This window comes from Cupriavidus sp. SIMBA_020, from assembly GCF_046535395.1.
GTDB lineage: Bacteria > Pseudomonadota > Gammaproteobacteria > Burkholderiales > Burkholderiaceae > Cupriavidus > Cupriavidus campinensis.
In genome coordinates, this window is sequence record NZ_JAWRWU010000010.1 from 34,991 (window position 1) to 58,987 (window position 23,997).

General features: G+C 67.3%; 20 protein-coding genes. 11 read left to right on the forward strand and 9 right to left on the reverse strand.

Annotated elements, in window-relative coordinates:
- Positions 1–11: 11 nt before the first annotated feature.
- On the forward strand, positions 12–761 hold the full coding sequence (locus tag SB751_RS19070) for an SDR family NAD(P)-dependent oxidoreductase (protein WP_144200987.1): 750 nt from the start codon (positions 12–14) through the stop codon (positions 759–761).
- Between the two features lie 76 nt (positions 762–837).
- Here the strand turns inward: SB751_RS19070 and SB751_RS19075 are convergent, their stop codons facing one another.
- Together SB751_RS19075 and SB751_RS19080 are read right to left on the reverse strand one after the other, a co-directional pair.
- Entirely contained in the window at positions 838–2,496 is a 1,659-nt protein-coding gene (locus tag SB751_RS19075) for a hypothetical protein (RefSeq protein WP_186296943.1), read from the reverse strand.
- Between the two features lie 209 nt (positions 2,497–2,705).
- Positions 2,706–3,143, reverse strand: coding sequence for an Lrp/AsnC family transcriptional regulator (locus SB751_RS19080; protein ID WP_144200990.1), 438 nt, complete (start codon positions 3,141–3,143; stop codon positions 2,706–2,708).
- A 118-nt stretch (positions 3,144–3,261) separates the two neighbouring features.
- Here SB751_RS19080 and SB751_RS19085 point away from each other — a divergent pair, with 118 nt between their 5' ends.
- Positions 3,262–4,191, forward strand: coding sequence for a DMT family transporter (locus SB751_RS19085; RefSeq protein WP_244844466.1), 930 nt, complete (start codon positions 3,262–3,264; stop codon positions 4,189–4,191).
- Here SB751_RS19085 and SB751_RS19090 read toward each other — a convergent pair.
- Positions 4,183–5,067 (reverse strand): aldo/keto reductase family oxidoreductase, encoded by an 885-nt coding sequence (locus SB751_RS19090; protein ID WP_211942695.1) that lies wholly within the window; start codon positions 5,065–5,067, stop codon positions 4,183–4,185. The genes SB751_RS19085 and SB751_RS19090 overlap by 9 nt on opposite strands.
- Before the next feature lie 114 nt (positions 5,068–5,181).
- Here SB751_RS19090 and SB751_RS19095 point away from each other — a divergent pair, with 114 nt between their 5' ends.
- Positions 5,182–6,075, forward strand: a complete 894-nt coding sequence (locus SB751_RS19095) for a LysR family transcriptional regulator (protein WP_144200994.1) — start codon at positions 5,182–5,184, stop codon at positions 6,073–6,075.
- Positions 6,076–6,122: 47 nt separating this feature from the next.
- On the opposite strand, the gene SB751_RS19100 is transcribed toward SB751_RS19095, so the two are convergent.
- From SB751_RS19100 to SB751_RS19110, 3 genes are read right to left on the reverse strand one after another with little or no spacing between them, the layout of a single operon-like run.
- Entirely contained in the window at positions 6,123–7,511 is a 1,389-nt protein-coding gene (locus tag SB751_RS19100; RefSeq protein ID WP_244844464.1) for an efflux transporter outer membrane subunit, read from the reverse strand.
- Entirely contained in the window at positions 7,508–8,713 is a 1,206-nt protein-coding gene (locus SB751_RS19105; RefSeq protein WP_211942693.1) for an efflux RND transporter periplasmic adaptor subunit, read from the reverse strand. Before SB751_RS19105 ends, SB751_RS19100 begins: the two co-directional genes overlap by 4 nt.
- Positions 8,710–11,910, reverse strand: a complete 3,201-nt coding sequence (locus SB751_RS19110; protein WP_211942692.1) for an efflux RND transporter permease subunit — start codon at positions 11,908–11,910, stop codon at positions 8,710–8,712. The genes SB751_RS19105 and SB751_RS19110 overlap by 4 nt, the downstream gene beginning before the upstream one ends.
- Positions 11,911–12,088: 178 nt before the next feature.
- Here SB751_RS19110 and SB751_RS19115 point away from each other — a divergent pair, with 178 nt between their 5' ends.
- The 4 genes from SB751_RS19115 to SB751_RS19130 all read left to right on the forward strand — a co-directional run bounded on the left by SB751_RS19115 (position 12,089) and on the right by SB751_RS19130 (position 15,630).
- Entirely contained in the window at positions 12,089–12,766 is a 678-nt protein-coding gene (locus tag SB751_RS19115) for a heavy metal response regulator transcription factor (protein ID WP_144201001.1), read from the forward strand.
- The gene (locus SB751_RS19120; RefSeq protein WP_144201003.1) at positions 12,763–14,178 is read left to right on the forward strand and encodes a heavy metal sensor histidine kinase; all 1,416 of its coding nucleotides are present in this window, start codon (positions 12,763–12,765) and stop codon (positions 14,176–14,178) included. The genes SB751_RS19115 and SB751_RS19120 overlap by 4 nt, the downstream gene beginning before the upstream one ends.
- 478 nt (positions 14,179–14,656) lie before the next feature.
- Entirely contained in the window at positions 14,657–15,112 is a 456-nt protein-coding gene (gene fur, locus SB751_RS19125; protein ID WP_144201005.1) for a ferric iron uptake transcriptional regulator, read from the forward strand.
- A gap of 116 nt (positions 15,113–15,228) precedes the next feature.
- Entirely contained in the window at positions 15,229–15,630 is a 402-nt protein-coding gene (locus SB751_RS19130; RefSeq protein WP_144201007.1) for a PXPV repeat protein, read from the forward strand.
- An 8-nt stretch (positions 15,631–15,638) separates the two neighbouring features.
- On the opposite strand, the gene SB751_RS19135 is transcribed toward SB751_RS19130, so the two are convergent.
- Positions 15,639–16,550 (reverse strand): DMT family transporter, encoded by a 912-nt coding sequence (locus tag SB751_RS19135; protein WP_410748296.1) that lies wholly within the window; start codon positions 16,548–16,550, stop codon positions 15,639–15,641.
- A gap of 562 nt (positions 16,551–17,112) precedes the next feature.
- Here SB751_RS19135 and SB751_RS19140 point away from each other — a divergent pair.
- Entirely contained in the window at positions 17,113–17,439 is a 327-nt protein-coding gene (locus SB751_RS19140) for a PadR family transcriptional regulator (protein WP_144201011.1), read from the forward strand.
- A 167-nt stretch (positions 17,440–17,606) separates the two neighbouring features.
- Here the strand turns inward: SB751_RS19140 and SB751_RS19145 are convergent, their stop codons facing one another.
- The gene (locus tag SB751_RS19145; protein ID WP_377732460.1) at positions 17,607–19,100 is read right to left on the reverse strand and encodes a putative bifunctional diguanylate cyclase/phosphodiesterase; all 1,494 of its coding nucleotides are present in this window, start codon (positions 19,098–19,100) and stop codon (positions 17,607–17,609) included.
- Between the two features lie 350 nt (positions 19,101–19,450).
- Here SB751_RS19145 and SB751_RS19150 point away from each other — a divergent pair, with 350 nt between their 5' ends.
- The gene (locus SB751_RS19150; protein ID WP_410748297.1) at positions 19,451–21,436 is read left to right on the forward strand and encodes a diguanylate cyclase domain-containing protein; all 1,986 of its coding nucleotides are present in this window, start codon (positions 19,451–19,453) and stop codon (positions 21,434–21,436) included.
- A gap of 64 nt (positions 21,437–21,500) precedes the next feature.
- Here the strand turns inward: SB751_RS19150 and SB751_RS19155 are convergent, their stop codons facing one another.
- On the reverse strand, positions 21,501–21,872 hold the full coding sequence (locus SB751_RS19155; RefSeq protein WP_144201015.1) for a hypothetical protein: 372 nt from the start codon (positions 21,870–21,872) through the stop codon (positions 21,501–21,503).
- A 218-nt stretch (positions 21,873–22,090) separates the two neighbouring features.
- Here SB751_RS19155 and SB751_RS19160 point away from each other — a divergent pair, with 218 nt between their 5' ends.
- On the forward strand, positions 22,091–22,441 hold the full coding sequence (locus tag SB751_RS19160) for a four-helix bundle copper-binding protein (protein WP_144201017.1): 351 nt from the start codon (positions 22,091–22,093) through the stop codon (positions 22,439–22,441).
- 135 nt (positions 22,442–22,576) lie between these two features.
- Complete coding sequence (gene fumC, locus SB751_RS19165; protein ID WP_144201019.1) at positions 22,577–23,992, forward strand: class II fumarate hydratase; 1,416 nt, start codon at positions 22,577–22,579, stop codon at positions 23,990–23,992.
- Positions 23,993–23,997 lie beyond the last annotated feature (5 nt).

A 23,997-nucleotide genomic window follows, 5' to 3' on the forward strand; every position in this document is an offset into this window, starting at 1 on the left:
CAGGAACGCATATGAACACGCTAGCAGGAAAGGTTGCCGTCGTTACCGGCGGCAACAGTGGCATCGGCTTCGCCATCGCCCGGCAATTCGTCGACCAGGGCGCGCAGGTAGTGATCGTCGGGCGCCGCAACGATGCCGTGGAGGCCGCCGTGGCCGAACTGGGCCCCCGGGCGGTTGGCCTGACCGGCGACATTGCCGATCTCGCCACCCATGACCGCGTGGCGGCACTCGTCGCGGAGCGCTTCGGCGGCGCCGACATCTACGTGGCCAACGCGGGGATGAACATCATCACCGACTCCGCGCAGGTCGGCATCGACGAGTACGACACCCATTTCGCCACCAACACCAGGGCGGTGTTCTTCGGCGTGCAGAAGATCGACCCGCTGCTGCGCGACGGCGGCGCGGTGCTGCTGGTCAGCTCGATTGCCAGCGGCAAGGTGCTCGACGGCCACGCGGTCTATGCCGGCAGCAAGGCGGCGATCGAAGCCTTCGCGCGCAACTGGGCGCTGGAGTTCAAGGGGCGCGGCATCCGCGTCAATGTGATCAGCCCGGGTCCGACCGAGACGCCGATCCTGGCCAAGCTGGGCGTCGGCCCGGCCGAGCGCCCCGGCTTCGAGGCCGCCATGGCCGCCGCCATCCCGCTGGGCCGGCTGGGCCGCGCCGCCGAGGTGGCATCGGCCGCCGTGATGCTGGCGGGCGCTGCCGGCAGCTTCATCACCGGCGTGAACCTGCGCGTGGACGGCGGCATCTCGCTGACCTGAAGCGGCTACTCCGGGCGCAGGAACGAGGAAGCCCGCCGGTAGGCGGGCTTCGGTCATACGTACAGCGGGGGGACGCTTACTGCGGACGGTTCACCGAGATGTCGAAGAACGGCACCGGCGCGCTGAGGCTGATCATCACGCCCACGCCGGTGTTGTTCAGCGTCATGGCAATCCCCTCGCGCACGCTGTTGGCGGCCGCGCGATAACGCAGGCCCGGCAGCGGGCTGTTCTGCGTCCAGGTGTCCGGACGGCCGTCGTTGCGCAGGCGCGAGTAGACGCCGGTCACCGGATCTGCCGCAGTGATCGTCGTCGACGCCGTTTCCATCAAGATCGTGTTGTCGGCGAAGGCCGTGAGGTCCCAGTACGAATTCTTCGTGCCGACCACCGGCATCGCGCGGGCAATCGCCTTGGTGGCAATCAGGATGCCGTTGGTATGCACGATCACGGCGGTAATCTGGCCATCCGTGCCCTTGAACGCCACGGCACGCGCCAAGCCCGAGGAGTCCGTCAGGTCGAAGCCGCCAACGGGGTTGGCCGTGATCGTGCCCAGTTCCTCTGCGGGCCATGGCGAGCAGGTGCTGGTACCCGTGCAATCCGCGCCGGCGGTCATCTTGCCGGTGGCATCCAGGGTGAACTTCACGCGCGAGGGCGCATACGGCGCGCTGGAGTCATCGCGCTCGAAGCCCAGGCCGTTCCAGTCGCCAGCCAGCTCGGCCACCGGCAGGGTCTGCGCCGGGACGAGCAGCGGCGGGAGCATCGGGGGGGCGCTGACACCCGGGTTCGGCACCACCATCATGCTCATGCCCGACTTCGCCACCATCATGTCGAACACCATCGGGGCGGTGCCGCCCGTGAAGTGACAGGCATCGCCATCAACCGGAGTCAGCGGCGTGGCGGGACCAATTTCGGCACCCGCGTCGAAGCTGGCCACGGGAGCGATCGACGTCGTGTCGGCGTTGAACTTGACCGTGCCGACGATGTTTGCCGTCGCCATGACCATGAAGTAATTGCCCGTGCGCAGGCCCGCGCAGGTGGCCGAGGCCGGCTGCAGGATCGTGCCGACGGCGGTCGTGCCGGCGTTGCTGCCCACCGCCGTCGACAGGTCGGCCAACGTCGTCTTGGCCGTGGCCAGGCGCGCCATCAGCTGGTCCAGCAGCTGATCGAGCGCATTGCCGGCGTTGCCGCCATTGGCGGCCACCAGCGGTGCCTTGAACGGGTCGATGCCCGTCAGGTCGACCACGCCGGTCAGGACCAGGCTCACGGCGTTGTTGGCCTTGGACAGGCCGTCCGTGGTGACGAGGCCCTGGGCGCTCTTGTCGAACTGGGTGAAGAAGGTGGTGGTGCTGCCGCCCGCCAGCGCGGCGGTCAGCAGTTCGGTCAGCGGGGTGATGTTGGCTACGGCGCTGGTGCCGGAGCCGGGTTCCACCACCGAGTGCATCGTCGTGCCGTCCGGCGTGGTCACGGCCAGCACGCACGGGCGCGTGGCGTTATCGATATTGATGGTGAACGTGCCATCAGCCGCCGTGGTGGCCGTGCCGCTGCCCGTGGCGCACTTCGCCTGGACCGTGGCGCCGGCCAGCGCCGCGCCGACCGCGGCCGTGCCGCTGATCTTGGTGGTGACCGGCGCGCTGCCCGAACCGCCGGCCGGCGTGGTAGTCGTGCCATCCCCGGAACCGCCGCCGCAGGCGCTGAGCACCGCCGCCGCCAAACCCGTCAACAAAATCCTCGATTTCATCCCTGACCTCTTCGTATGGTGTTTTCCCCGCGCAGCGACCCGCAGCGCGTACCCGCGGGCAAATCTACGATGCCCGGCGGCGTGGAGTGTCAGGGAGCGCCTTTGCGCCGGCCAACCCGCTGTGGGGGGATTGACAGCGCAACGCGAATGACGTGTTTCGGCAATTTTGTCGAAATCACAATAATGCTTTCACCGTCACTCGAAGCATTTCAAAGCGGCGGCAGCCGCCGCCTCACCGGCTGGGATTTGACGATGGCCGAACTGGTCTCCGCCATATCGGTAATCCGCTCGAGAATATGGTCCAGGTGTTCGATGGAGCGCAGATACAGCCGTCCGATAAAGCAGTCGTCGCCGGTCACCTTGTCGCATTCGCCGAATTCGGGGATCGACTCGATCAGCTTCTGCACCTGCTGGAGCTTCCCCGGCAGCGGCCGGATGCGGACGATGGCCTGCATCGGATAGCCCAGCGTGCGCGGCTCGGCATCCACCGTAAAGGCGCGGATCACCCCGCGCTCCTCCAGCCGCCGCAGCCGCTCCGACGCCGCCGGCGAGGACAGCCCCACCTGCGCCGCAAGCGCCTTCACCGGCATGCGCGCGTCCTGTTGGAGCAGCGCCAGGATGCGCCGGTCCAGATCGTCGATCGACATAGGAAATTTCCCCCTTTCGCCTAATTAAGTAAGGAATATAGGCCGATTTCCTACATTCCGGCATGGGCAGCAGGCGGGTGACCTCGTAAACTGCCAAGCCTCGATAGGAGGATTCGCAGTGGACGAGCGCAAACGCGGGATGATGGAAATGGTGGCGGCGATGGTCATCTCCGGCACCATCGGCTGGCTGGTGGTGGTGTCGGGCCGCCCGGTGACGCAGGTGGTTTTCTGGCGCTGCGCGTTCGGCGCGGCCGTGCTGCTGGCGGTCTGCGCCGCAAAGGGCTACCTGAAGCCGGGCACGCTCAACCGGCGCCAGTTGCTGCTCGCGGTGGCGGGCGGCGTGGCCATCGTCGCCAACTGGCTGCTGCTGTTTTCGGCCTACGCGGGTGCGTCCATCTCGATTGCCACGGCGGTCTACAACACCCAGCCGTTCATGCTGGTGGCGCTCGGCGCGGTGTTCCTGCGCGAGCGGCTGACGCTGGCCAAGCTCGGCTGGCTGCTGCTGTCCTTCGGCGGCATGCTGCTGATCGTGCAGGCCAGGCCCGGCGCCGGCGCGCCGCATGGCGACTACCTGGTCGGCATCCTGCTGGCGCTGGGCGCGGCATTCTTCTACGCGCTGGCCGCGATCTTTGCGAAACAGCTCAAAGGCACGCCGCCGCATCTGATCGCGCTGATCCACGTGATGGTCGGCACGGTGATGCTGCTGCCGATGGCCGTGTCCTCGGAGCTGCCGTCCGGCCTCGTGCCGTGGGCCACGCTGACCACCATGGGCGTGGTCCACACCGGGCTGATGTACATCCTGCTCTACGGCGCGATTCAGAAGCTGCCTACGCACCTGACCGGCGCGCTGTCGTTCATCTATCCGATCGTCGCCATCCTGGTGGATCGGCTCGCGTTCGGCCACCAGTTGCACCCGGCCCAGTTGGTCGGGGCGATGCTGATCCTGGTGGCCGCCGCCGGCATGACGCTGGGCTGGCCATGGCGCAAGCCGGCGGCAATGTTGGAGGCGGAGGTGAGGGCCGAGGCGGAGGGCAAGTCCTCAATGTGAGGCGGCGGCCGGCGCCTCGATGCGGTCCAGCGCCGCAAGCACGTCCGGCGACAGCGCCAGCGTGGCCGCCCGCAGGTTTTCGCGCAGGTGGCCCACCGACGAGGTGCCCGGAATCAGCAGGATATTGGGCGAGCGGTGCAGCAGCCAGGCCAGCGCCACCTGCATTGGCGTAGCGCCCAGCGTGCGCGCGATGTCCGCCAGCGCCGTGGACTGGATCGGCGAAAACCCACCCAGCGGGAAGAACGGCACGTAGGCGATGCCCTGCCGCGCCAGATCGTCGATCAGCGCTTCGTCATGCCGGTGCACGAGGTTGTACTGGTTCTGCACGCAGACAATCTCCGTGATGCGCTGCGCTTCCGCCACCTGCGTGGCGGTGACATTGCTCAAGCCGATGTGGCGAATCAGGCCCTTTTGCTGGAGTTCGGCCAGCGCCACCACCTGCCGCTCCAGCGACCCTTCCGACGGCGCGTGGATATCGCCCATGGCACGCAGATTGACGATATCCAGCGTCTCCAGCCCAAGATTGCGCAGGTTGTCGTGCACGCCGCGCGCCAGGTCCGCCGGCTCCAGCGCCGGAATCCAGGCGGCATCCGCGCCGCGCACCGCGCCCAGCTTGGTCACGATCAGCAGATCGTCCGGATACGGGTGCAGTGCCTCGCGGATCAGCTGGTTGGTGATATGCGGGCCGTAGTAATCGCTGGTATCGATATGGTTGACGCCCAGTGCCACGGCTTCACGCAACACCGCAATGGCGGCAGCACGGTCCTTCGGCGGGCCAAATACGCCGGGGCCGGCCAGTTGCATGGCGCCGTAACCGAGGCGGCGAATGGTCCGACCGGCCAGCGGAAAGGTGTTCAGGGGTTGGGATGCCGACATGACGCGCTCCTTTGAAATGGGTGAAGCGAGTATGGGAGCGATTGCGCTGTTCGATAATCCCATCTAGATTGCACGGGTTGTTCAATAATCTGCACAACCCGTGCCCTTGCCGCGATGGAATTCAACGACCTTGCCGCCTTTGTCTCAGTCGCCCGTGCCGGCGGGTTCCGGGATGCCGCCCGCAGCGGCGGGGTATCCGCCTCCAGCCTGAGCATTGCCGTGCGGCGGCTGGAAGCCCGGCTCGGCCTGCGGCTGCTGAACCGCACCACGCGCAGCGTGGCCCCGACCGAAGCCGGGCTGCGCCTGCTGGAGAAGCTGACGCCGCTTTTCAGCGAGATGGAAGCCTCGCTCGACGTGCTGAACCTGTTCCGCGACAAACCCACCGGCACGCTGCGGCTCAACGTGCCGTCGAGCGTGACCACGTTGGAGCTGGCCACCCTGCTGCCGCGCTTTCTTGAGACCTATCCCGATATCCGCGTCGAGGTAATCGTCGAGGACAGCTTTGTCGATCTGCTGACAATTGGCTGCGACGCCGGCATCCGCTATGACGAGCGGCTGGAGCAGGACATGATCGCCGTGCCGATTGGCCCGCGCGTGCAGCGCTTTGCGACGGCTGCGGCGCCGTCCTATCTGGACCGCCACGGCCGGCCCACCCATCCGCGCGAGCTGCTCGGCCACGCCTGCCTGCGCGGCCAGTTCGCGGGCGGCGCCAAGCCACCGTGGCTCTTCGAGCGCGATGGCGAGGTGGTGACGCTGGACCCGCCCGGCCCGCTGGTCGTGAAGCCGGCCGCCGCCTTCCACCTCGCCTTCGAGATCGCCCTGGCGGGCGGCGGAGTGGTCCATTTCTTCGAAGGCGGCCTGCGCCGCTACCTCGACAGCGGCGCGCTGGAGCCCATCCTGGAGCCATGGTGGCAGACCTTCTCCGGGCCGTTCCTCTATTACCCCGGCCATCGCCACGTGCCCGCCCCGCTGCGCGCCTTTATCGATTTCGTGAAGACGGCGGGGTGAAGGCTGCAACGACCGGCAGCAACGACCGTCCTGATGGTTTTTTGTCCTCAATCGGCAGGTTGCCAGCCGCCCCCCAGCGCGCGAAACAGCGAGACGCTGGCCGACAGCTGGCGCCGCCGGATTTCCTCGAGCGTCCGCTCGTTGGCGAGCGTCGTCGCCTCCACCACGTTCACGTCGAGATAGGCGGACGCCCCCTTCTGGTAGCGGTCAGTGGCCTGGGCCAGGGCCAGACGGGAGGCGGTCACTGCCGACGCCTGGCTGCCCGCCTCCTCCTTCAGCAGGCGGATCGCGGCGTAGTTGTCCTCCACGTCCTGCACCGCCTTCAGCACCGTCTCCCGGTAGTCGGCCGCACTGGCATCGAACTGCGCCCGGGCGCTATCGACCCCCGCCCGCCGCTTGCCGCCATCGAACACGGTGGCGGCCAGGGCCGGGCCGACCGCCCAGAAGCGGCTCGGCGCGGTGAGCAGCCCGGCCAGGCCCGAACTTTCTACCCCGCCGCTGAGGTTCAGCATGAGGCTCGGAAAGAACGCGGCCCGGGCGACCCCGATCAGGGAATTGGCAGCCGCCACGCGCCGTTCCGCTGCGGCGATATCGGGGCGCCGCTGGAGCAGCTCGCTCGGCACGGCGGATGGCGCGACGGGGAGCTGCGTGTCATAGCTGTCCTGCCGGGCGACGGAGAACGTGCTCGCCGGCTCGCCCAGCAGCGTGGCCAGCGCGTGCTGCAACTGGGTGCGCGCGAGGGTGAGGTCGGCCAGCTGCGCACGCGTGCTGTCGCGCTGGGCCTGCGCCTGCGCCACATCGCTCTCGGCGGCAATGCCGCCCCGATAGCGATTTGTCACCAGTTCGAGCACGGAGGAATAGGCCTCCACGGTCTGCCTGAGCAGGGCCGACTCGCGGTCCAGCGAGCGGATGCCGAAGTAGTCCACCGCCACCTCCGCCTGCAGGCTCAGGCGAACCGCCGCCACATCGTCGGCACTGGCTTGCACGCGCGAATCCGCGGCATCCACGTTGTTGCCGATGCGCCCGAAGAGGTCCGGCTCCCAGCTGGCGCCGAAGCCGATCAATCGGTCCGGCGTGGTCTGGCCAGCGAGCGAGCGCCCGACCACGTTTGCCGATACATGGCTGCTGCTTGCGCTCACGTTGGCGCCGATCGTCGGGAAATACGCCGCGCGCGCCGCGTCGCGCTGGGCGCGGGCGTCACGCAGCAGGGCCAGCGATTTCCCGAGCGTTGGGGTCGAAACGTCGATACGACGGATCAGCGCGTCCAGATCCCGATCCTGATAGACCGCCCACCAGTTGGCGGGAATCCGTTGGCGCGCCACGTCTTGCGCCTCTGTGTAGTGCGCCGGCAGCGGCATGGCCGGCGCGTGGTAGTCGGGCGCGGTGGCACAGCCTGCCAGCCACGCGCACAGCAGCCCCATCGCAAGCCGTTTCACGTTGCACCTCCCTGCCCGGCGGCGGGCCTCGCCGGCACCACGCGTACGGTGGTGCCGCTGGTGAGTCCGTCGCCCGGATTGACGATGACCCGGTCGCTTGTCGTCAACCCGCTCAGCACTTCCACGTGCGATCCGAAATCCCGCCCCAGCGCGATGCGCCGGATCGCGATCTTGCCGTCCTGGCCCACGATGGCCACCGACGGGCCGCCGGCCGGGAACATCAGCGTGCTGGCGGGCAGGTCCAGTCCGGGGCGCCCCGCTTCGGGCTCGATGTGCACTTCCGCGTAGGCGCCCGGGAGAATCCTGCCGCCCTGACTGTCGACGTCGAGTTCCACGCGCAGGCTGCGTGTTACGGTGTCGATCGCCCCGGCCGTGCGCGTCACCGTCGCCGGGTAACGCTCGCCCGGCGCCTGGGGAAGCGTCAGCCAGCCCTTCACGCCCGGGCGCACCGCCGCGCTGACGCCCTGCGGCACCTGCACATAGACCCGCAGCCGGCTGCCGGCGGAAATGTGGAACAGTTCCCGGCCCTGGGCCGGCGCGCTGCCCGCATCGATCAGCGCGCCCGCGTCCACGTTGCGCGCGGTGATCACGCCATCGAATGGCGCGCGGATCTGCGTATAGGACGCCAGTTGCGCCAGTCGCGCGGTATTGGACCGTGCCGAGGCCAGAAGCGCCCCCTTGGCCGCCATGTCGGCGACCTTCTGGTCGGTTTCCTGCTGCGCCACGGAGTGGGTGATCTGGAGGTCCTTCCAGCGGTCGGCGGTGGTCCTGGCCAGCGCGTAGTTGGCGGCGGCCGTGGCCTCGTCGGCGCGGGCCTGGCGCAGTTGGTCCGAAACTTCCGGTGCGTCGATCTCGGCGAGCAACTGACCCGCCTTGACCTGTGCGCCGATATCGACATACCACTGGCGCAGATAGCCGCTGACGCGCGCGTGGATCGCGGCGTCCTGATAGGCCTGGACATCGGCCGGCAGCGTGATGTCCTGCGCCGCGGACGCCGCCTTCGGATTGACCGTGCTGACGGCTGGCACCTGCGCGACAAGCGCCCGGGACTGCAAGGCGGCTTCGCCGCTCACCCGGGGAACGATGCCGGCGGTCAGGGCGGCAGCCACCACAGCGGTGACCACGGCGGCCACGGCGGCGATCCTGAGCCGTGGCCGATGGGACACGGGTTGCCGCGCGATAGGGGGTTCGTTCGAGGTCATACGGGGTCGTGTACCTGAGTGAGGGTTGCAGAGGCGCGCGCCCGCTTCTCCATCCAGCCATGCAGGGCGGCAAAGAAGACTGGGACAAGCACAAGCGTTGCCGTGGTGCCGAATGCCAGTCCGCCGATAACGACGCGGCCCAGCGGGGCGTTCTGGGCGCCGGCGCTGCCCGCGCCCAGCGCCATGGGAATCATGCCGAAGAGCATGGCCAGCGCCGTCATGATCACGGGCCGGAAGCGCCCGACGCCGGCCTCGAAGGCTGCGGCAAGGGCCGTCTTCCCCTCCTGGAGCAGTTCGCGCGCGCGGCTGACCACGAGGATGCTGTTGGCCGTGGCGATGCCCACGCACATGATGGCGCCCGTCAACGCGGGGACGCTGACCGTGGTGCGGGTGGCGAAGAGCATCCACGCCATGCCCGACAGGGCCACCGGCAAGGCCCCCACGATGGCGGCCGGGTCCAGCCATGACTGGAAGTTGACGACCATCAGCAGGTAGACCAGGACGATCGCCGCCGCCAGCCCCACCATCAGGCCGGAAAACGAGGCGTGCATGGTCTGCACCTGTCCGCGCACCGCGATGCGCGAGCCGGCGGGCAGCGTGGCACGGACGCCATCGACGGCATGCTGGACGTCAGCCGCCACGGCACCCAGATCGCGGCCACGCACCGAGCCGAACAGATCGAGCACCGGCTGCACGTTGTAATGCGAGACCACGCCGGCCTGGTTGCCGCGACGGATCGTGCCGAACTGGCCCAGTTGCGCCGCGCCGCCCTGCTTCAGGCTTGCGGCGCCGATGCCGAGCGGAATGTTCGACAGCGTCTGGAGCGAGTCCATCGCATACTGGGGCACCGACACCAGCAGCGGATAGCTCACGCCGTTCTTCGGATTGAGCCAGAAGTTCGGCGTCGTCTGCCCGCTGCCTGACAGCGAGATGAGCAGGTTCTGGGCCACATCGCGTTGCGACATGCCGGCCTGTAGCGCACGGGTGCGATCCACGTTGACGGTGAGTGCGGGCTGGTCGTCGGGCTGCTGGAGGTGGAGGTCGCTCAGGCCGGGAATCGCGGACAGCTTGCGCAGCAGCTGATTGGCGACGGCGCGGTTGCCTGCCGCGTCGTTCCCGACGATCTGGACGTCGATCGGCGCCGGCAGGCCGAAGTTGAGGATCTGGCTCACCATATCGGCCGGCAGGAACGAGAAGCTGATGCCCGGGAAGGCCAGTGGCAATGCGGCGTCGAGCTTGTCGACCAGCGCGCTCGAGCTGCCGGCCGTCGGCTTCAGGGAGACGAGAATCTCGGCGTCGCCGGTGCCGATGGGCAGCGCGGAGTCGTAGGTCAGGTTGATGCCGCTGACGGGCAGGCCGATGTTGTCGACGATGCCCGCGACATTGGCGGGGCCGACGACTTCCCGGATCTTCCCCTCGACCTGATCGGCCAGTCGTGCCGTTTCCTCGATCCGCGTGCCGGTCCGTGCCCGCAGGTGCAGGCGAATCTCGCCGCTGTCGACGGCCGGGAAGAAGTCCTGTCCCAGGAACGGCACGAGCGTCATGGAGAGGATGCAAAGCAGCGCGAACAGCGCCATCGCGCGGCGGGGCGCGCCCAGGGCCGCCCCAAGCAGCGCCGAATAGGCTTGCCGCACGCGCTCGAAGCCATGCTCGAAGGCGGTGTGGGCACGGTCGAACCCGCGAGAGAAGCGGCCACCAACGCGGCCACCCGCCGCCCCTTCCCCACGCAACAGGTAGTGCGCGAGCGTGGGAATCAGCGTGCGGGAGAGGAAGTAGGACGCCATCATCGCGAACACCACGGCCTCGGCCATCGGCACGAACAGGTAGCGCGCCACGCCACTGAGCATGAACATCGGCAGGAAGACGATGCAGATGCAGAGCGTGGATACCAGCGTGGGCAGCGCGATCTGCGCGGAGCCATCGAGAATGGCCTGTTCCAGCGGCTTGCCCATCTCGCGGTGATGGGTGATGTTCTCGATGGCGACCGTGGCGTCATCGACCAGCACCCCCACGGCCAGGGCCAGGCCGCCCAGCGTCATGATATTGAGGGTCTCCCCCAGGGCGGACAGGGCGATGAGCGCCGCCAGCACGGAAAGCGGGATGGTGATGGCGATGATCAGCGTGGCGCGCCAGCTCCCCAGGAAGAGCAGGATCATGGCGGCGGTCAGGCACGCGGCGATCAGCGCCTCGTGCAGCACGCCGTCGATCGCCGAGGTGACGAAGACCGATTGATCCGAGATCGGCTGCACAACGAGCGACTTCGGCAGCCCCGCCGTCACGCCGGGCAGCAGTGCCTTGATCTGGGAAATGATCGCCAGCGTGGAGGTATTGCCGCTCTTCTCGATCTCCAGCAGCGCGGAGCGCTTGCCGTCCTGCCGGACCACATTCAGCTGCGGGGCGTAGCCATCGCGCACCTGTGCCACATCGCGCACATAGACCGTGCCCTCCGGGCCGCTACGGATCGGCAGGTCATTCAGGGCGGCGATGGTGTCGGTGCTGCCGTTCAGGTCCACCCGGTACTCGAGCGCACCGATCTTGGCCGTGCCGCCGGGCAGGACCAGGTTCTGGGCGTTGATCGCGTTGACCACATCGAGGGGGGACAGGCCTCGCGCCTGCAACGCCGGCACGTGCAGGTCCACCGTGACCTGCCGCACCTTGCCGCCGTACGGCAGGGGAATGGAGGCGCCCTGCACCGTGGCCAGCTGGGTGCGGATGAAGCTGTTCCCGAGGTCATACAGCTCCTGCTCGGGAAGCGTGTCGCTCCCGAGCGCCAGCCGCAGGATGGGAACGGTGGAGGCGTTGTAGCTCAGGATCAGCGGCGCCGTCGTGCCGGGCGGCAGCAGCTTCAGCAGCGACTGCGCGCCCGACGTGGTCTGCGCAATCGCACGATTGATGTCCGCGCCCGGATGAAAGAAGACCTTGATGACGCTCACGCCCGGCAAGGACTGGGATTCGATGTGCTCGATGTCATCGACACTGTTGGTGAGCGAGCGCTCATAGCCGGTGACGATGCGCTGCGCCATGTCCTGCGCGGACAGGCCGTTGTAGCTCCACACCACGCTCACGACCGGAATGTCGATCGACGGGAAGATGTCGGTCGGCGTGCGCAGGATGGCAACCGGCCCGGCCAGCAGGATCAGTATTGCCAGAACGACGAAGGTATAAGGCCGACGTAAGGCGAGCCGCACAATCCACATAGTTCACTCCAGGCGCCAGCACGCGCAAATCAGCCATGACAGGGCCTGATTCTAGAAATCCAACCCCCTCCGCATCGCGGTCAAATTGATTACAGTGTTGTCATTCAAGCGGGAGGAGCGCCCGGCTATCATCGGCCCCAAGGTTGGGCTGCGATCGCTGGGCAGCCGGGGACGAATCATGAAAATTCTGGTCATCGAGGATGAACCCAAGACGGGGGAGTACCTCCGCAAAGGGCTTACCGAGTCGTCGTTCGTCGTCGATCTGGTCACCACGGGGCGGGACGGCCTGCACCACGCACTCGAGGGCGACTACGACCTCGTCATCCTGGACGTGATGCTGCCGGGCATGAACGGCTGGGAAGTGCTGAAGCAGTTCCGGGAGCACAAGGACACGCCCGTGCTCTTCCTCACTGCCCGGGACGAGGTGGAGGATCGGGTCAAGGGGCTGGAACTGGGCGGCGACGACTATCTCGCCAAGCCCTTCGCGTTCGTGGAACTGCTGGCGCGCGCCCGGACGCTGCTGCGGCGGGGGCCGGTCCGGGAAGCGGACCGCATCGAGATCGAGGACCTCGACATCGACCTCCTGCGCCACCGCGTAACCCGCGCGGGCGCGCGCATCGACCTCTCGCCCCGGGAATTCGCGCTGCTGCACTTCCTGGCCCGCCGTCATGGCGAGGTCCTGAGCCGGACGCAGATCGCCTCGCACGTCTGGGACATGAATTTCGACAGCGACACCAACGTGGTGGACGTGGCGATCCGGCGCCTGCGCGCCAAGATGGATGACAGCTTCGCGCCCAAGCTGATTCACAGTGTGCGCGGCATCGGCTATGTGCTTGAGAGCCGAAAGCCCGGATGAAGACGCGTTCGCTGACTGCCCGCCTGGCCCTGGCCTTTGCCTTGATCGCCGGCGTCTCCTTTGGCGGGGTGGGTATCTACCTGTATCGCGCGCTGGCCACCCAGATCATCGAGCGTGACAACGCGGAACTGCTGCGCAAGGCCACGCGGGCCGGGCACGCGCTGGCTGGGCTCTCCCCATCGGACCAGCCTGGCAGCCCCGCCTGGAACGAAATACTGGGTGTGGTCAAGGGCAATGACGAATACGGGATGCGGGTACGCGCCGCCGACGGCGCGTTGCTGGCCGCCAATGGCGCGGACTACGGCACCAGGCCCGAGCACCCCGATCTTGCGAGTGAGACCGGGCCCGACATGTTCCCCGTGGCGATGTGGAACACCCCCGGCGGCACCCCCGTGCGCCTGATCACGTTGCAGGTTCGTGCCGGCGCGGTCGCGGCACCGGTCACGCTGGAGATCTTCCAGTTGGCCAGCAGCCGGGTTGCGCTCCTGCGCGCCTATCGCTGGAAGGTCTTCGCCGCGGCCTGCCTCGGTGCGCTTGGCGCCGGCATCCTGGGATACGCCGCGCTCCGTGCGGGCATGGCGCCGCTGCGGCGCATCGCGGCCGGAACCGAGTCCATCACGTTCACCAGCGGCACCCTGCCGATCGATCCTTCCACCCTGCCGGCGGAGCTGGACGACCTGGCCGGCGCGCTACAGAAGATGATCGATCGATTGCGCGAACGCTACGACCGGCTTTCCCACTTCTCGGCCGATCTTGCGCACGACTTCCGCACGCCGATTGGCAATCTGCTCGGCCAGACACAGGTCGCGCTCGGCAGCGACCGCTCCGCCGACGAGTACCAGTCCCTGCTCGCCTCCAATGTGGAAGAGTACGAACGGCTCTCCCGAATGATCGAGAACATGCTGTTCCTCGCCCGCGCCGACAATGCGCGGGTGGCGCTCCATCTGGCGGAACTCGACCTGAAGGACGAACTGCTGCGTCAGGCGGACTATTTCGAGCTGCTGGCGGAGGCCCGCGCAGTGACTATCCGCGTCGACGCCCACGGCAGGGTCTTCGCCGATGCAACGCTGCTGCGGCGGGCGCTGGGCAATCTCCTTGCCAATGCCGTACGGTACGCGCACCAGGGCTCCGAGATCCTGGTGCGCGGGCGCGCGGGCGCCAGCCACGCCGCGATCGAGATCACCAATGCCGGGCCCGGCATCGACCCTGCGCACTTGCCGCTGCTGTTTGACCGCTTCTTCCGCGCGGACCCGTCGCGGGCGAACTCCGTGGAGTCATCCGGCATCGGCCTCGCCATCGTCAAGACCATCATGGACCTGCACCATGGCGCCGTCTCGGTCCAATCCGAGCCGGAAGCGCTCACCTCGTTCCGGCTCGAGTTTCCCGACCGGCACAGCAGCCCCCTCGCTTGAGGCCGCAAGGTTATCGGCCCCCCGCAGATTTTTCTTGAAATGAGATCGATTCCCATTTACACTGGCTTTCACTGTCTGACGAACGGCACCGCCGCCGCAGACAAAGCAGATTTCAGGGCGTGGCAGCAATGCGGCGCCGGTTACCGACTTTTGTGGGGACCGCTCCGACACACGGAGCGTTTGGTAGTAGCCAGTCGCAGGAAGATCGGGAAAACATCCAGACCCCGTTTTCCCGATCGCGTCATCCAGCGACAAGCCAGGCCACCTTTTTATTCCGCGCGCCGTCAGGCACGGCGCGCCGCCCGGGACGGGGCTGCCAGTCTGCATCGTCCGGCCCGGGTGCTTCCCGCCTGATTTCCCGCACGCCCCGGCCGGTGGGCCATCGATGCCTCGATGCTTCGATACCCGCGCCCACCGCCCTTCGGAATCCTCGTGGAGTCAACTAACTGAGCGCACCCCGCCCGGTGCGAGCCGCCGCATGTCCTTGTCATCCGTGAAGTCCAGCCCTACCCCTCTCCAACGCGCCGGCCTCAAGGCCACATCGCCCCGCATGCATGTGCTGGAGGCGTTCCGGCGCAGCGACCGCCGTCACCTGAGCGCGGAAGATGTCTACCGGATCCTGCTGGCGCAGGAAGTGGATGCGGGGCTATCCACGGTCTATCGCGTGCTGAACCAGCTGGTGCAGGCCAATATCCTGCTGCGCCACACCTTCGAGGCCGACCATGCCGTGTTCGAGCTGAACGAGGGTGGCCATCATGACCACCTGATCTGCGTGAGCTGCGGGCGGGTGGAGGAATTCCGTGACGAGGGAATCGAGCAACGCCAGCGCAAGGTGGCAGCCGAGAATGACTTCGAGCTGCGCGAGCACATGCTGGTGCTCTATGGCCTGTGCCCGGCCTGCCAGGTGGTGCCGGGAAGCGAGTCGTCGATCTGACAGAAGTGCCGGCCAGATCGCTTACAGAATTGGCCGATTCTGTTACAAATGTGCGTGAATCGTAATACGCCAGATGGGTAGAGTGGAGTCATAACCTCTCACCCCTGGTGAATACGATGAACAAGCGTCCCCTTTCCCTCCTGGTTTTCGTCGCTGGCGCCGCTGCGCTGACGGCCTCCACAGCCGCCATGGCGCGCGTCGATATCGACGTCAACCTGGGCGTGCCGGCCCCGGTCTATGTGGCCCCCGCGCCCGTTTATGTCGAGCCGCGTCCGGCGCCTGTCTATGTGGCGCCGCCGCCGGTGGCCTATCGTCCGGCGCCGGTGGTGGTGGCGCCGGTCGTGATCGGCTGGCATGGCGATCGCTACTGGGATGGCGGCCGCTGGTATGACCGCCGCCAGTACCAGGCCTGGCATCGTCACGGCAACGGCCATGGCTATGGCGATGGCCGCGACCGCCACGATGACCATCGCGGCCATGATGACCACGGCGACCGCGGCGACCACCATCGCCACTGAGGCGGCGGTCAGGAGCTTGCCGCTGCCGGTTTCACCGCCGGCGCGGCCGGCTTCAGCACCAGCCAGACCGCCGCGCCGATCAGCAGCATGCCGGCGGCGTGCGCCCACGACAGCGCCTCGCCCAGGAACATCCAGCCCCAGACGATGCCGAACGGCGGAATCAGGAAGGTCACCGTGAGCGACCGCACCGGGCCGAGATCCGCCACCAGCCGGAAATACAACACGTAGGCGATGGCCGTGCAAACCATGCCCAGGCCGAGCATGGCCGCCCACACGCCAGGGCCAGCCGCCGGCAGCGTGTTCTCGCGCACCAGCGCGGCGAGGCTGAACGGCAGCAGGAACAGCGTCGCGCCGACCATGCTGCCCGCCGCCACGAGCCGGTTATCCAGCCCGCCGCGCGCGGTGATCCAGCGGCACGTCAGGAATCCGGCCAACCCGTAGCACGAGGTCGCCACCAGGCAGGCCAGCGCGCCGAGCAGCACCTCGTGCGAGAACACCACCGGGCCGGTGCGTGTAAGCACCGCCACCCCGGCCAGTCCGATCAGCACCCCCAGCGCCTTGGCGCGCGTCAGTTTCTCGGCGAAGAACAGACTGCCGATCAGCACGCCCATCAGCGGCGTCATGGCGTTGAAGATGGCCGAATAGCCTGCCGGCAGCCAGAGCGCGGCCACCGAATACATAACGAACGGGATGCCCGAGTTGATGATGCCCAGCGCGATCACCGGGCGCCACTTGCCGCGCATGTCCCATTTCACTTTCATCAGCATCAGGCAGGCCGCCAGCGTGACGGCGCCGATCAGCACGCGGAAGAACGCCGTCGGCAGCGGCCCCAGCACCGGCGCGCCGATGCGGATGAACAGAAAGCTGGCGCCCCAGATGGCGGACAGCGACAGCAGGCGAATCAGGTCGGAAGGTTTCATGGCCTTGGTGAGAAGCAACGATTCGGGCGCGCGCCGCGAAACTGTTGCGCATTGGATACAAAACGACGAGAAATTGATCGGCATGGGGGCGTGTCGTCGGAGGGTCGAACTCCCCGACCCGTGACGCGGTACTGCCATTACACCGCGCCCGGCGGCAAGCCGCGCGCTGGAATCGGACCTGATCCTGACCACGGAAGGGGTCGAAGAACACGCGCTAAAAGTCCCAAAACTTGCCCAAAAGTGGGGCAAAGATCACCAATGTTGCGGATTGGCCGCAATATCGCTTTCGGATGCCTTACATACCTACCCCCCATTTGTGGGGAGCCTTAGCACAGGGCGTGACATCGCGTATTCGATTCCGCTAAACTCTGTTCTGCGCCAGAGTTAATTGACCCCTCCGACGCATTCCCGACAAGCCGCCAGGCAACCCTGGCGGCTTCTTTTTTTTCTGCCGTCGGACACGCGGCTATCGTATGCGACTTCGGCATCTCACGGGCAGCGCCGCAGCGCGCGCGGTAAAATCCGCGTCAACCGTCAGTCCCCCCTTTGCGTTGCCTGCCTCATGAAACGACAGTTCCTTGGCTTGTTAGCCCGCGTCTACGTCTTGCAATTCGCCATGGAGGTGCCCGCCACCGTGGCCATGCTTGCAGAAATGCTGATGGAGTACGGATTCCAGGTGGATATCGGCACGGTGCGGCCTTTGCTGCGCGCGTTGCAGATGGATGGCTATCTGGAAAGTGTATTGCGCGACGGTATCGGGCGGGTCTATCAACTGACCGAGCAGGGACGTGAGGAACTGGCCAGCAGCCGGTTGCGTATCGACGAACTGTACCGCCGGCTCCATTCGCCCAATGGCGAGGATGCGGCGGCGTCCACCGTCAACGGCTGAGCCCCGTCCCCGGATAAGACAAACCCGGCTGTGCGCCTGAGCGCCAGCCGGGTTTTTTCATGGTCGGAGCGTACCTGAGGCGTACCCAAGGCGCACTCAAGGCGTACCCGTTTCTGCGGCGCCGGATGGGGCGCCGGATGGGGCGCCGGATGGGTGCCGGAACGTCCTCAGGCCACGCGCGAGAAGCCGTTGCCGGCCAGCAGCAGGTCGCGCAGCGCGCTGAAGCCCAGCGGCTGGGAGAACAGGAAGCCCTGCACCGCGTCGCAGCCCTCGCCACGCAGGAATTCCAGCTGCGCCATCGACTCCACGCCTTCCGCCACCACGTGCAGGTGCAGCTGATGGCCAAGCGCGATGATCGCGGCGGCCACGGCGCGGTCGTGGCCGGGCATGGCCAGGTCATCGACAAATGACTTGTCGATCTTGAGCTTGCTGATCGGCAGCCGCGTCAGGTAGCCCAGCCCCGAATAGCCGGTACCGAAGTCATCGATGGACACGCTCACGCCCAGTTGGCGCACGCGCCGGAACGACTCGATCGTAGTCTCGCCGCCATCCACCAGAATGCCTTCGGTGACCTCGATGGTCAGGCTCGGCGCCGGCAGGCTGGCCGCTTGCAGGCAGCGCGCGACGGTCTCCGGGAAGTCCGCGCGGCGCAGTTGCAAGGGCGAGATGTTCACCGCCACGTCGATGTCGCGGCCCAGTTCGGTGCGCAGGGTCTGGATCTCGCGGCATGCAGTGGCCAGCGTCCACTCGCCCAGCGCGTCGATCATCCCGCACTGCTCGGCAATCGGGATGAATTCGGACGGCTGCATCACGCCGCGTTCGGGAGTTTCCCAGGCGATCAGCGCCTCTACGCCCACCACGTTCAGCGTGACGAGGTCGACGATGGGCTGGTAGCGCAGCCGGAATTCCTGCTCGGCCAGCGCGCGGCGCAGCAGTGCCTCGATCGTGAAGCGGGTCAGCGACGCCTCGGCCATCTCGCTCGCAAAGCGCCGCAACTGCGCCCGGCCGCCGCGCTTGGCCGCATACATGGCCGAATCGGCGGATTTGAGGAGGTCCGTCAGCGTCTCGCCATCGTCGGGATAGATCGCCATGCCGAGCGAAGGCGTCACGCGCAGCGGCTGCCCGGCGAGGTGCCCGGCGAGCTGCAAGCCCTCGGACACGCGCGCCAGGATCTTGGCCGCCGTCAGCTCGGCCTCGCTGTCATGGCGCAGGCCGCCCAGCACCACGGCGAATTCGTCGCCCCCCATGCGCGCCACCACGTCGCGCGGCTGCACCGTGCCACGCAGGCGCTGGGCAATCGTGCGCAGCACATCGTCGCCCACCGGGTGCCCGAGGGTTTCGTTGATGTGCTTGAAGTGATCGAGGTCCAGCAGCAGCAGCGCCACGCGCCCGCCCTGGCGGCGCGCATCGTCGAGGACGGCCTCGGTGCGGCTGTGCAGCGCGGCGCGGTTCAGCAGCCCGGTCAGCGCGTCATGCTGGGCCAGATGGCGGATGTACTCGTCCACGCGGCGGCGCTCGGTCTGGTCCTGCGTCGCCTGTGCCGCGCTGACCTGCCCGGGAGCCCGCCGGCTCCACCACGCCCGCGCCATCCAGCCCACCAAGGCGCCGCCCGCTGCAACCAGCAGCCAGGACAGAACGGGCAACCACGTGGACAAGGTCATGAAGGCAGGATAAAAGACGGTGGAAACGCTGAAAACGGTGAATATCCCGGGCCTGCATCGCGGGCCGGGGGGCGCCGGCTCCCCTCGTTTGGGGGGCAAACTCGCTACGCCGGGCGCACTATACCGTGCCGGCCCAACGGCGCACAGTGCTTCCGCACACACATGCGCGGCGGGGCGGGCAGCAACGCATGGGGCTTGTCAACGCCGTTTCCCCCGGCTGACTCAAACGGGTGATGCGTGGTACGTTGCCCCGCTGCCGCACCCCCGGAATCAGGCATGGGAAGTGCGTGAGCAGCATTGTTCTCCACTCCTGCGTGCCCTCGCCTTTCGTCTTGCCCGCGTTTGTCAGCATGCCCCGCCTCCAACCCTCCCTGAAAGCGCGCATCGCGCTCATCACCACGGTACTGGCCGCCGTGCTCGGGACGGGCATCGTGCTCGGCTCGCTGTATTACGCGCACCGGGACCTGGAGGACGCGCTCCAGAACCAGCAGGACTCCATCGTCAAGCTCTCCGCCGACCAGCTCGACACCGCCATGGACGACCGCACCGTGATGCTGGCCCACATGGCGCCACAGATTGGCGCGGTGCTGGAAAATGCACGCGGTCGGGCCCGGGAGGACGTGCGGGCCGATCTGCTCGACGTCATCGGCAAGACCATCCCTGTGCCGGCGGCGTTCAATTCAGTGGTGGTGACGGATGCCAATGGCAGCGTGCTGACGTCATCGGGCCCGCCGATCGAAGTGGGCGACCGCGACTACTTCCGCGAGGCGGTGCGCACGCTGAACCCGGTGGTGGCCGCGCCGATCCACGCACGCGTCGATGGCACGATTGGCGTGCTGGTGGCGATGCCGGTGGTCTCGGCGTCCAGACAGTTTCTGGGCCTCGTGGGCGGCTGGCTCGATCTGTCGCGCTCGAACTTCCTGGTCGAGATCGCCCATAGCCGGCTGGGCAACACCGGGTTCTATTGCCTGGTGTCGGCGGGCGCCAGGCCGGTCTACGTGCAGCATCCGGACACCCGTCAGGCACGCCAGCCGGCCCGCGCCCTGGGTGACACCTGCGGCGAGACGGACCAGCCCGCGACGCTCGAATTCCTGATGCCGGAGCGGCCCGTGATTGCGCGCCACCTGATGTCCACCACGGGCTGGGAGCTGATTGCCGTGCTGCCCGCGCGCGAGGCCTACGCGCCCTTGCGCCAGATGCAGCGGCGTTTCCTGATGATGGCCGGGCTGGTGCTGGGCGGCGTGGCGCTGCTGATCTGGCTGGCGGTGCGGCGGCTGCTCATGCCGCTATCGCGGCTGCATCAGGTGGTGCAGGCCAGCGCCGACGATGCCGACGCCTTCGAGCGCCTGCCCCGCCGCCCGCAGCGCGATGAAATCGGCGACGTGACCCGCGCGTTCATCCGCCTGATGCGCGATGTGCGCCAGCGCGGCCAGCAACTGGCGCGCAGCGAGCGCCGGCTGCGCGCGGTCACGGACAACCTGCCCTCGCTGCTGGCCTTTATCGACAACGACGAGCGCTACGTCTTCAACAACGTCGCCTACGAGCAGGCGTTCGGCATGCGGGTGGAGGAGATCCGGGGCAAGACCGTGCGCGAGGTGCTGGGCGAGGCGCGCTACGCGCTGGCGCGCCCCTACCTGCAACAGGCGCTGGCCGGTGCCGTGATCACGTTCGAGAGCGAATACCGCACGCCGCAGCCGCACTGGATGGAAATGAGCTACCGCCCCGAATGGAGCGAGGATGGCAAGCAAGTGGTGGGGGTGCACATCCACGTGCAGGACATTACGCAGCGCAAGCTGGAGCACCAGCGGCTGGCGCGGATCTCCCAAACCGATCACCTGACGCAGCTTGAGAACCGGAGCGCCTTCGAGAGCCAGCTCCACGCCGCCATGGCGCGCAGCCGCGATGAGTATCGTCTGATGGCGCTGCTGTTCCTCGACATGGACCGCTTCAAGGCGGTGAACGACGCGCACGGCCATGCCACGGGCGACATGCTGCTGCAGTCGTTCGCCCTGCGCCTGCGCCGCTGCGTGCGCGACCAGGACCACGTGGCGCGGTTGGGTGGCGACGAATTCGCGGTCATCCTGGAAGACATCGCCTCGCCCGCCACGGCCCAGCGCGTGGCCGAGTCCATCCTCGACGCTATCGGCCAGCGCTTCTACTTCGACGGCGTGATGGCCGACGTGGACGTCAGCATCGGCGTGGCGCTCTATCGCGGTAGCCCGATGACGGACGAGACACTCAAGCGCATGGCCGACACGCTGCTCTACCGCGCCAAGGCGCTCGGCCGGGGCCGCTACGAGATTGGCCCGGCGGAGCTGATGGCGCTGGAAGCCTGAGGGGCGGCCAGGACCTGCCCAGCCGGGGGACTTTCGGCGCTGAAAGCGCCACCCGCCCGGCGGCTCAGTGCTTGGTCGAGTCGTCGGAAGCGTCCGATGCCTGCGGCGCGGCCTCGTCGAACGGCACGTGCCGGCCATCGGCCGACTGGTAGCCCAGCCGCGCGCTCTCGCCCATCATCCTCTCGTAGGCCAGCATGGCCTCGGCCACCGCCTGGGGCTCGCCCTTGAATACGACCACATCGTTGCCGCAGCTCGGGCACTGGCCGCCGAACACGGCGTCGATGCCGCGCAGGCCGGGGGCCGGAATCGCATCGAAATTGGTGAACGAGGTCTTGCACGCGCCGCAGACCAGTTGTGCGGGCCGCAGGGCGTCGATCCGTGCCTGCGCCTGCTGCGCCCGTTCCTCGGGCGTGCCCCGCCGTTTTGCTTCACCCATGATGCCGTCCTTTCTTGCAGCCTATCGCTGCCAATTTTCAACTTCTTCACGCTTCTCCGCCCATTCGAATGAATGGACCGGAACTATCCAACGCTGACGGCGCCGAACCTGAGGCGGCCATTGTAGACCACGCCACATTGCGGCAGGACGCCGAGGCGCCTGCTATTGTGGATAACGGTTGCTGGTTGTCGACCACCCACCCCCAAGGAGGACACCCGATGATTCGACCCACAGTGCGAGAGAATTTTGAACGGTATGCCGACTGTATCGCCGCCTGCAACGCCTGCGCGGCGGCCTGCCTGAAGTGCGCGGCCGCCTGCCTCGAGGAGCAGGACGCCCGGAAGATGACACGCTGCATCGCCCTGGACATGGACTGCGCCGGCATCTGCACGCTCGCCGCCTCCTACATGCTGCGCAATAGCGAATTTGCGCCCCTCGTCTGTGAAGACTGCGCCGAAGTGTGTAAATGGTGCAAGGAAGAATGTGAGCGACATGACCATTGGCACTGCCAGGAATGCGCCGCGGCGTGCCAGGCCTGCATGGAAATGTGCCTCAAGATGACCGCCTGACCTGCCGGCATCGCCGCAACATGCACAGCAATCTAACCGCCTGACGGCGACAGGGGCTTCGGCGCGAATGTGACGCGGGAAGGCTATGCTAGCAGTCCTGCCTGATCCTGCAGCCTTCCCTCAAGGAGTCCGTCCATGTCCGCCAAGCCCGCAAACCCCTCGTCAGCCACCCGCATCGAAAAAGACAGCCTCGGGGATGTGGCCGTACCGGCCGATCATCTCTGGGGCGCCCAGACCGAGCGCTCGCGCCAGAATTTCCGCATCGGCAGCGAGAAGATGCCCCCGGCCCTGATCGAGGCGTTCGCCGTGCTCAAGCTCTGCGCGGCCCGTGCCAACCGCGACCTGGGCGTGCTGAAGCCCGAGATTGCCGAAGCCATCGAGCAGGCCGCCGAGGAAGTCATCGCCGGCAAGTGGCCGGCCGAGTTCCCGCTCTCGGTCTGGCAGACCGGCTCGGGCACGCAGACCAACATGAACCTCAACGAAGTGATCTCCAACCGCGCCATCCAGCTGCTGGGCGGCGAGGTCGGCAGCAAGAAGCCGGTTCACCCGAACGACCACGTCAACGCCAGCCAGTCGTCCAACGACAGCTTTCCCACGGCGATGCACATCGCCGCCACGCGCGCCATCCAGCAGACGCTGCTCCCCTCGCTCGAGAAACTGCAACAAACCTTCGCAAAGAAGGTGGAAGCGTTTGCCGACATCGTGAAGGTAGGCCGCACCCACCTGCAGGACGCCGTGCCGCTGACCCTCGGCCAGGAATTTTCCGGCTATATGACCCAGGTGGCGGACGCGCAATCGCGCCTGCAACAGGCCATGCTGCGCGCGATGCCGGTGGCGCAGGGCGGTACCGCGGTCGGCACCGGCCTGAACGCGCCCCCGGGATTCGCCGCCGCCTTTGCCCGCTCGCTGGCCGGCTACACCGGCCTGCCGTTCGAGCCGGCAGCCAACCGCTTCGCGCTCCAGGCCGCGCATGACGCGCTGGCCGACCTCTCGGGCGCGCTGAACACCACGGCGTCGTCGTTCCTGAAGATCGCACGGGACTTCATGCTGCTCGGCTCGGGCCCGCGCGCCGGGTTTGCCGAACTGCAACTGCCGGCCAACGAGCCCGGTTCGTCGATCATGCCCGGCAAGGTCAATCCGACGCAGGCCGAAGCCCTCGCCATGGTCTGCTGCCGCATCATCGGCAACCATACGACGGTCACGCTGGCCAACAGCCTGGGCACGCTCGAACTGAACGCCTACAAGCCGGTGATCGTCTATAGCCTGTTGCAGTCTGTGACACTGCTGGCCGATGCGGCGTCGAGCTTCGCCGAACATATGGTCGAAGGCGTGGAGCCGGACCGCGCACGGATTCAGGAACTGCTCGAACGCTCCCTGATGTCCGTGACGGCCCTGAACCCGCATATCGGCTACGACAAGGCTGCCGAAATCGCCAAGCTGGCCGTGAAGAAGAACCTGTCCCTGCGCGAGGCCGCGATTGCCTCGGGCCACGTCACCGAGGAACAGTTCGGCCAGTGGATCGACTTCAAGGGGATGACGAAGGAGGTGTGAGGGGA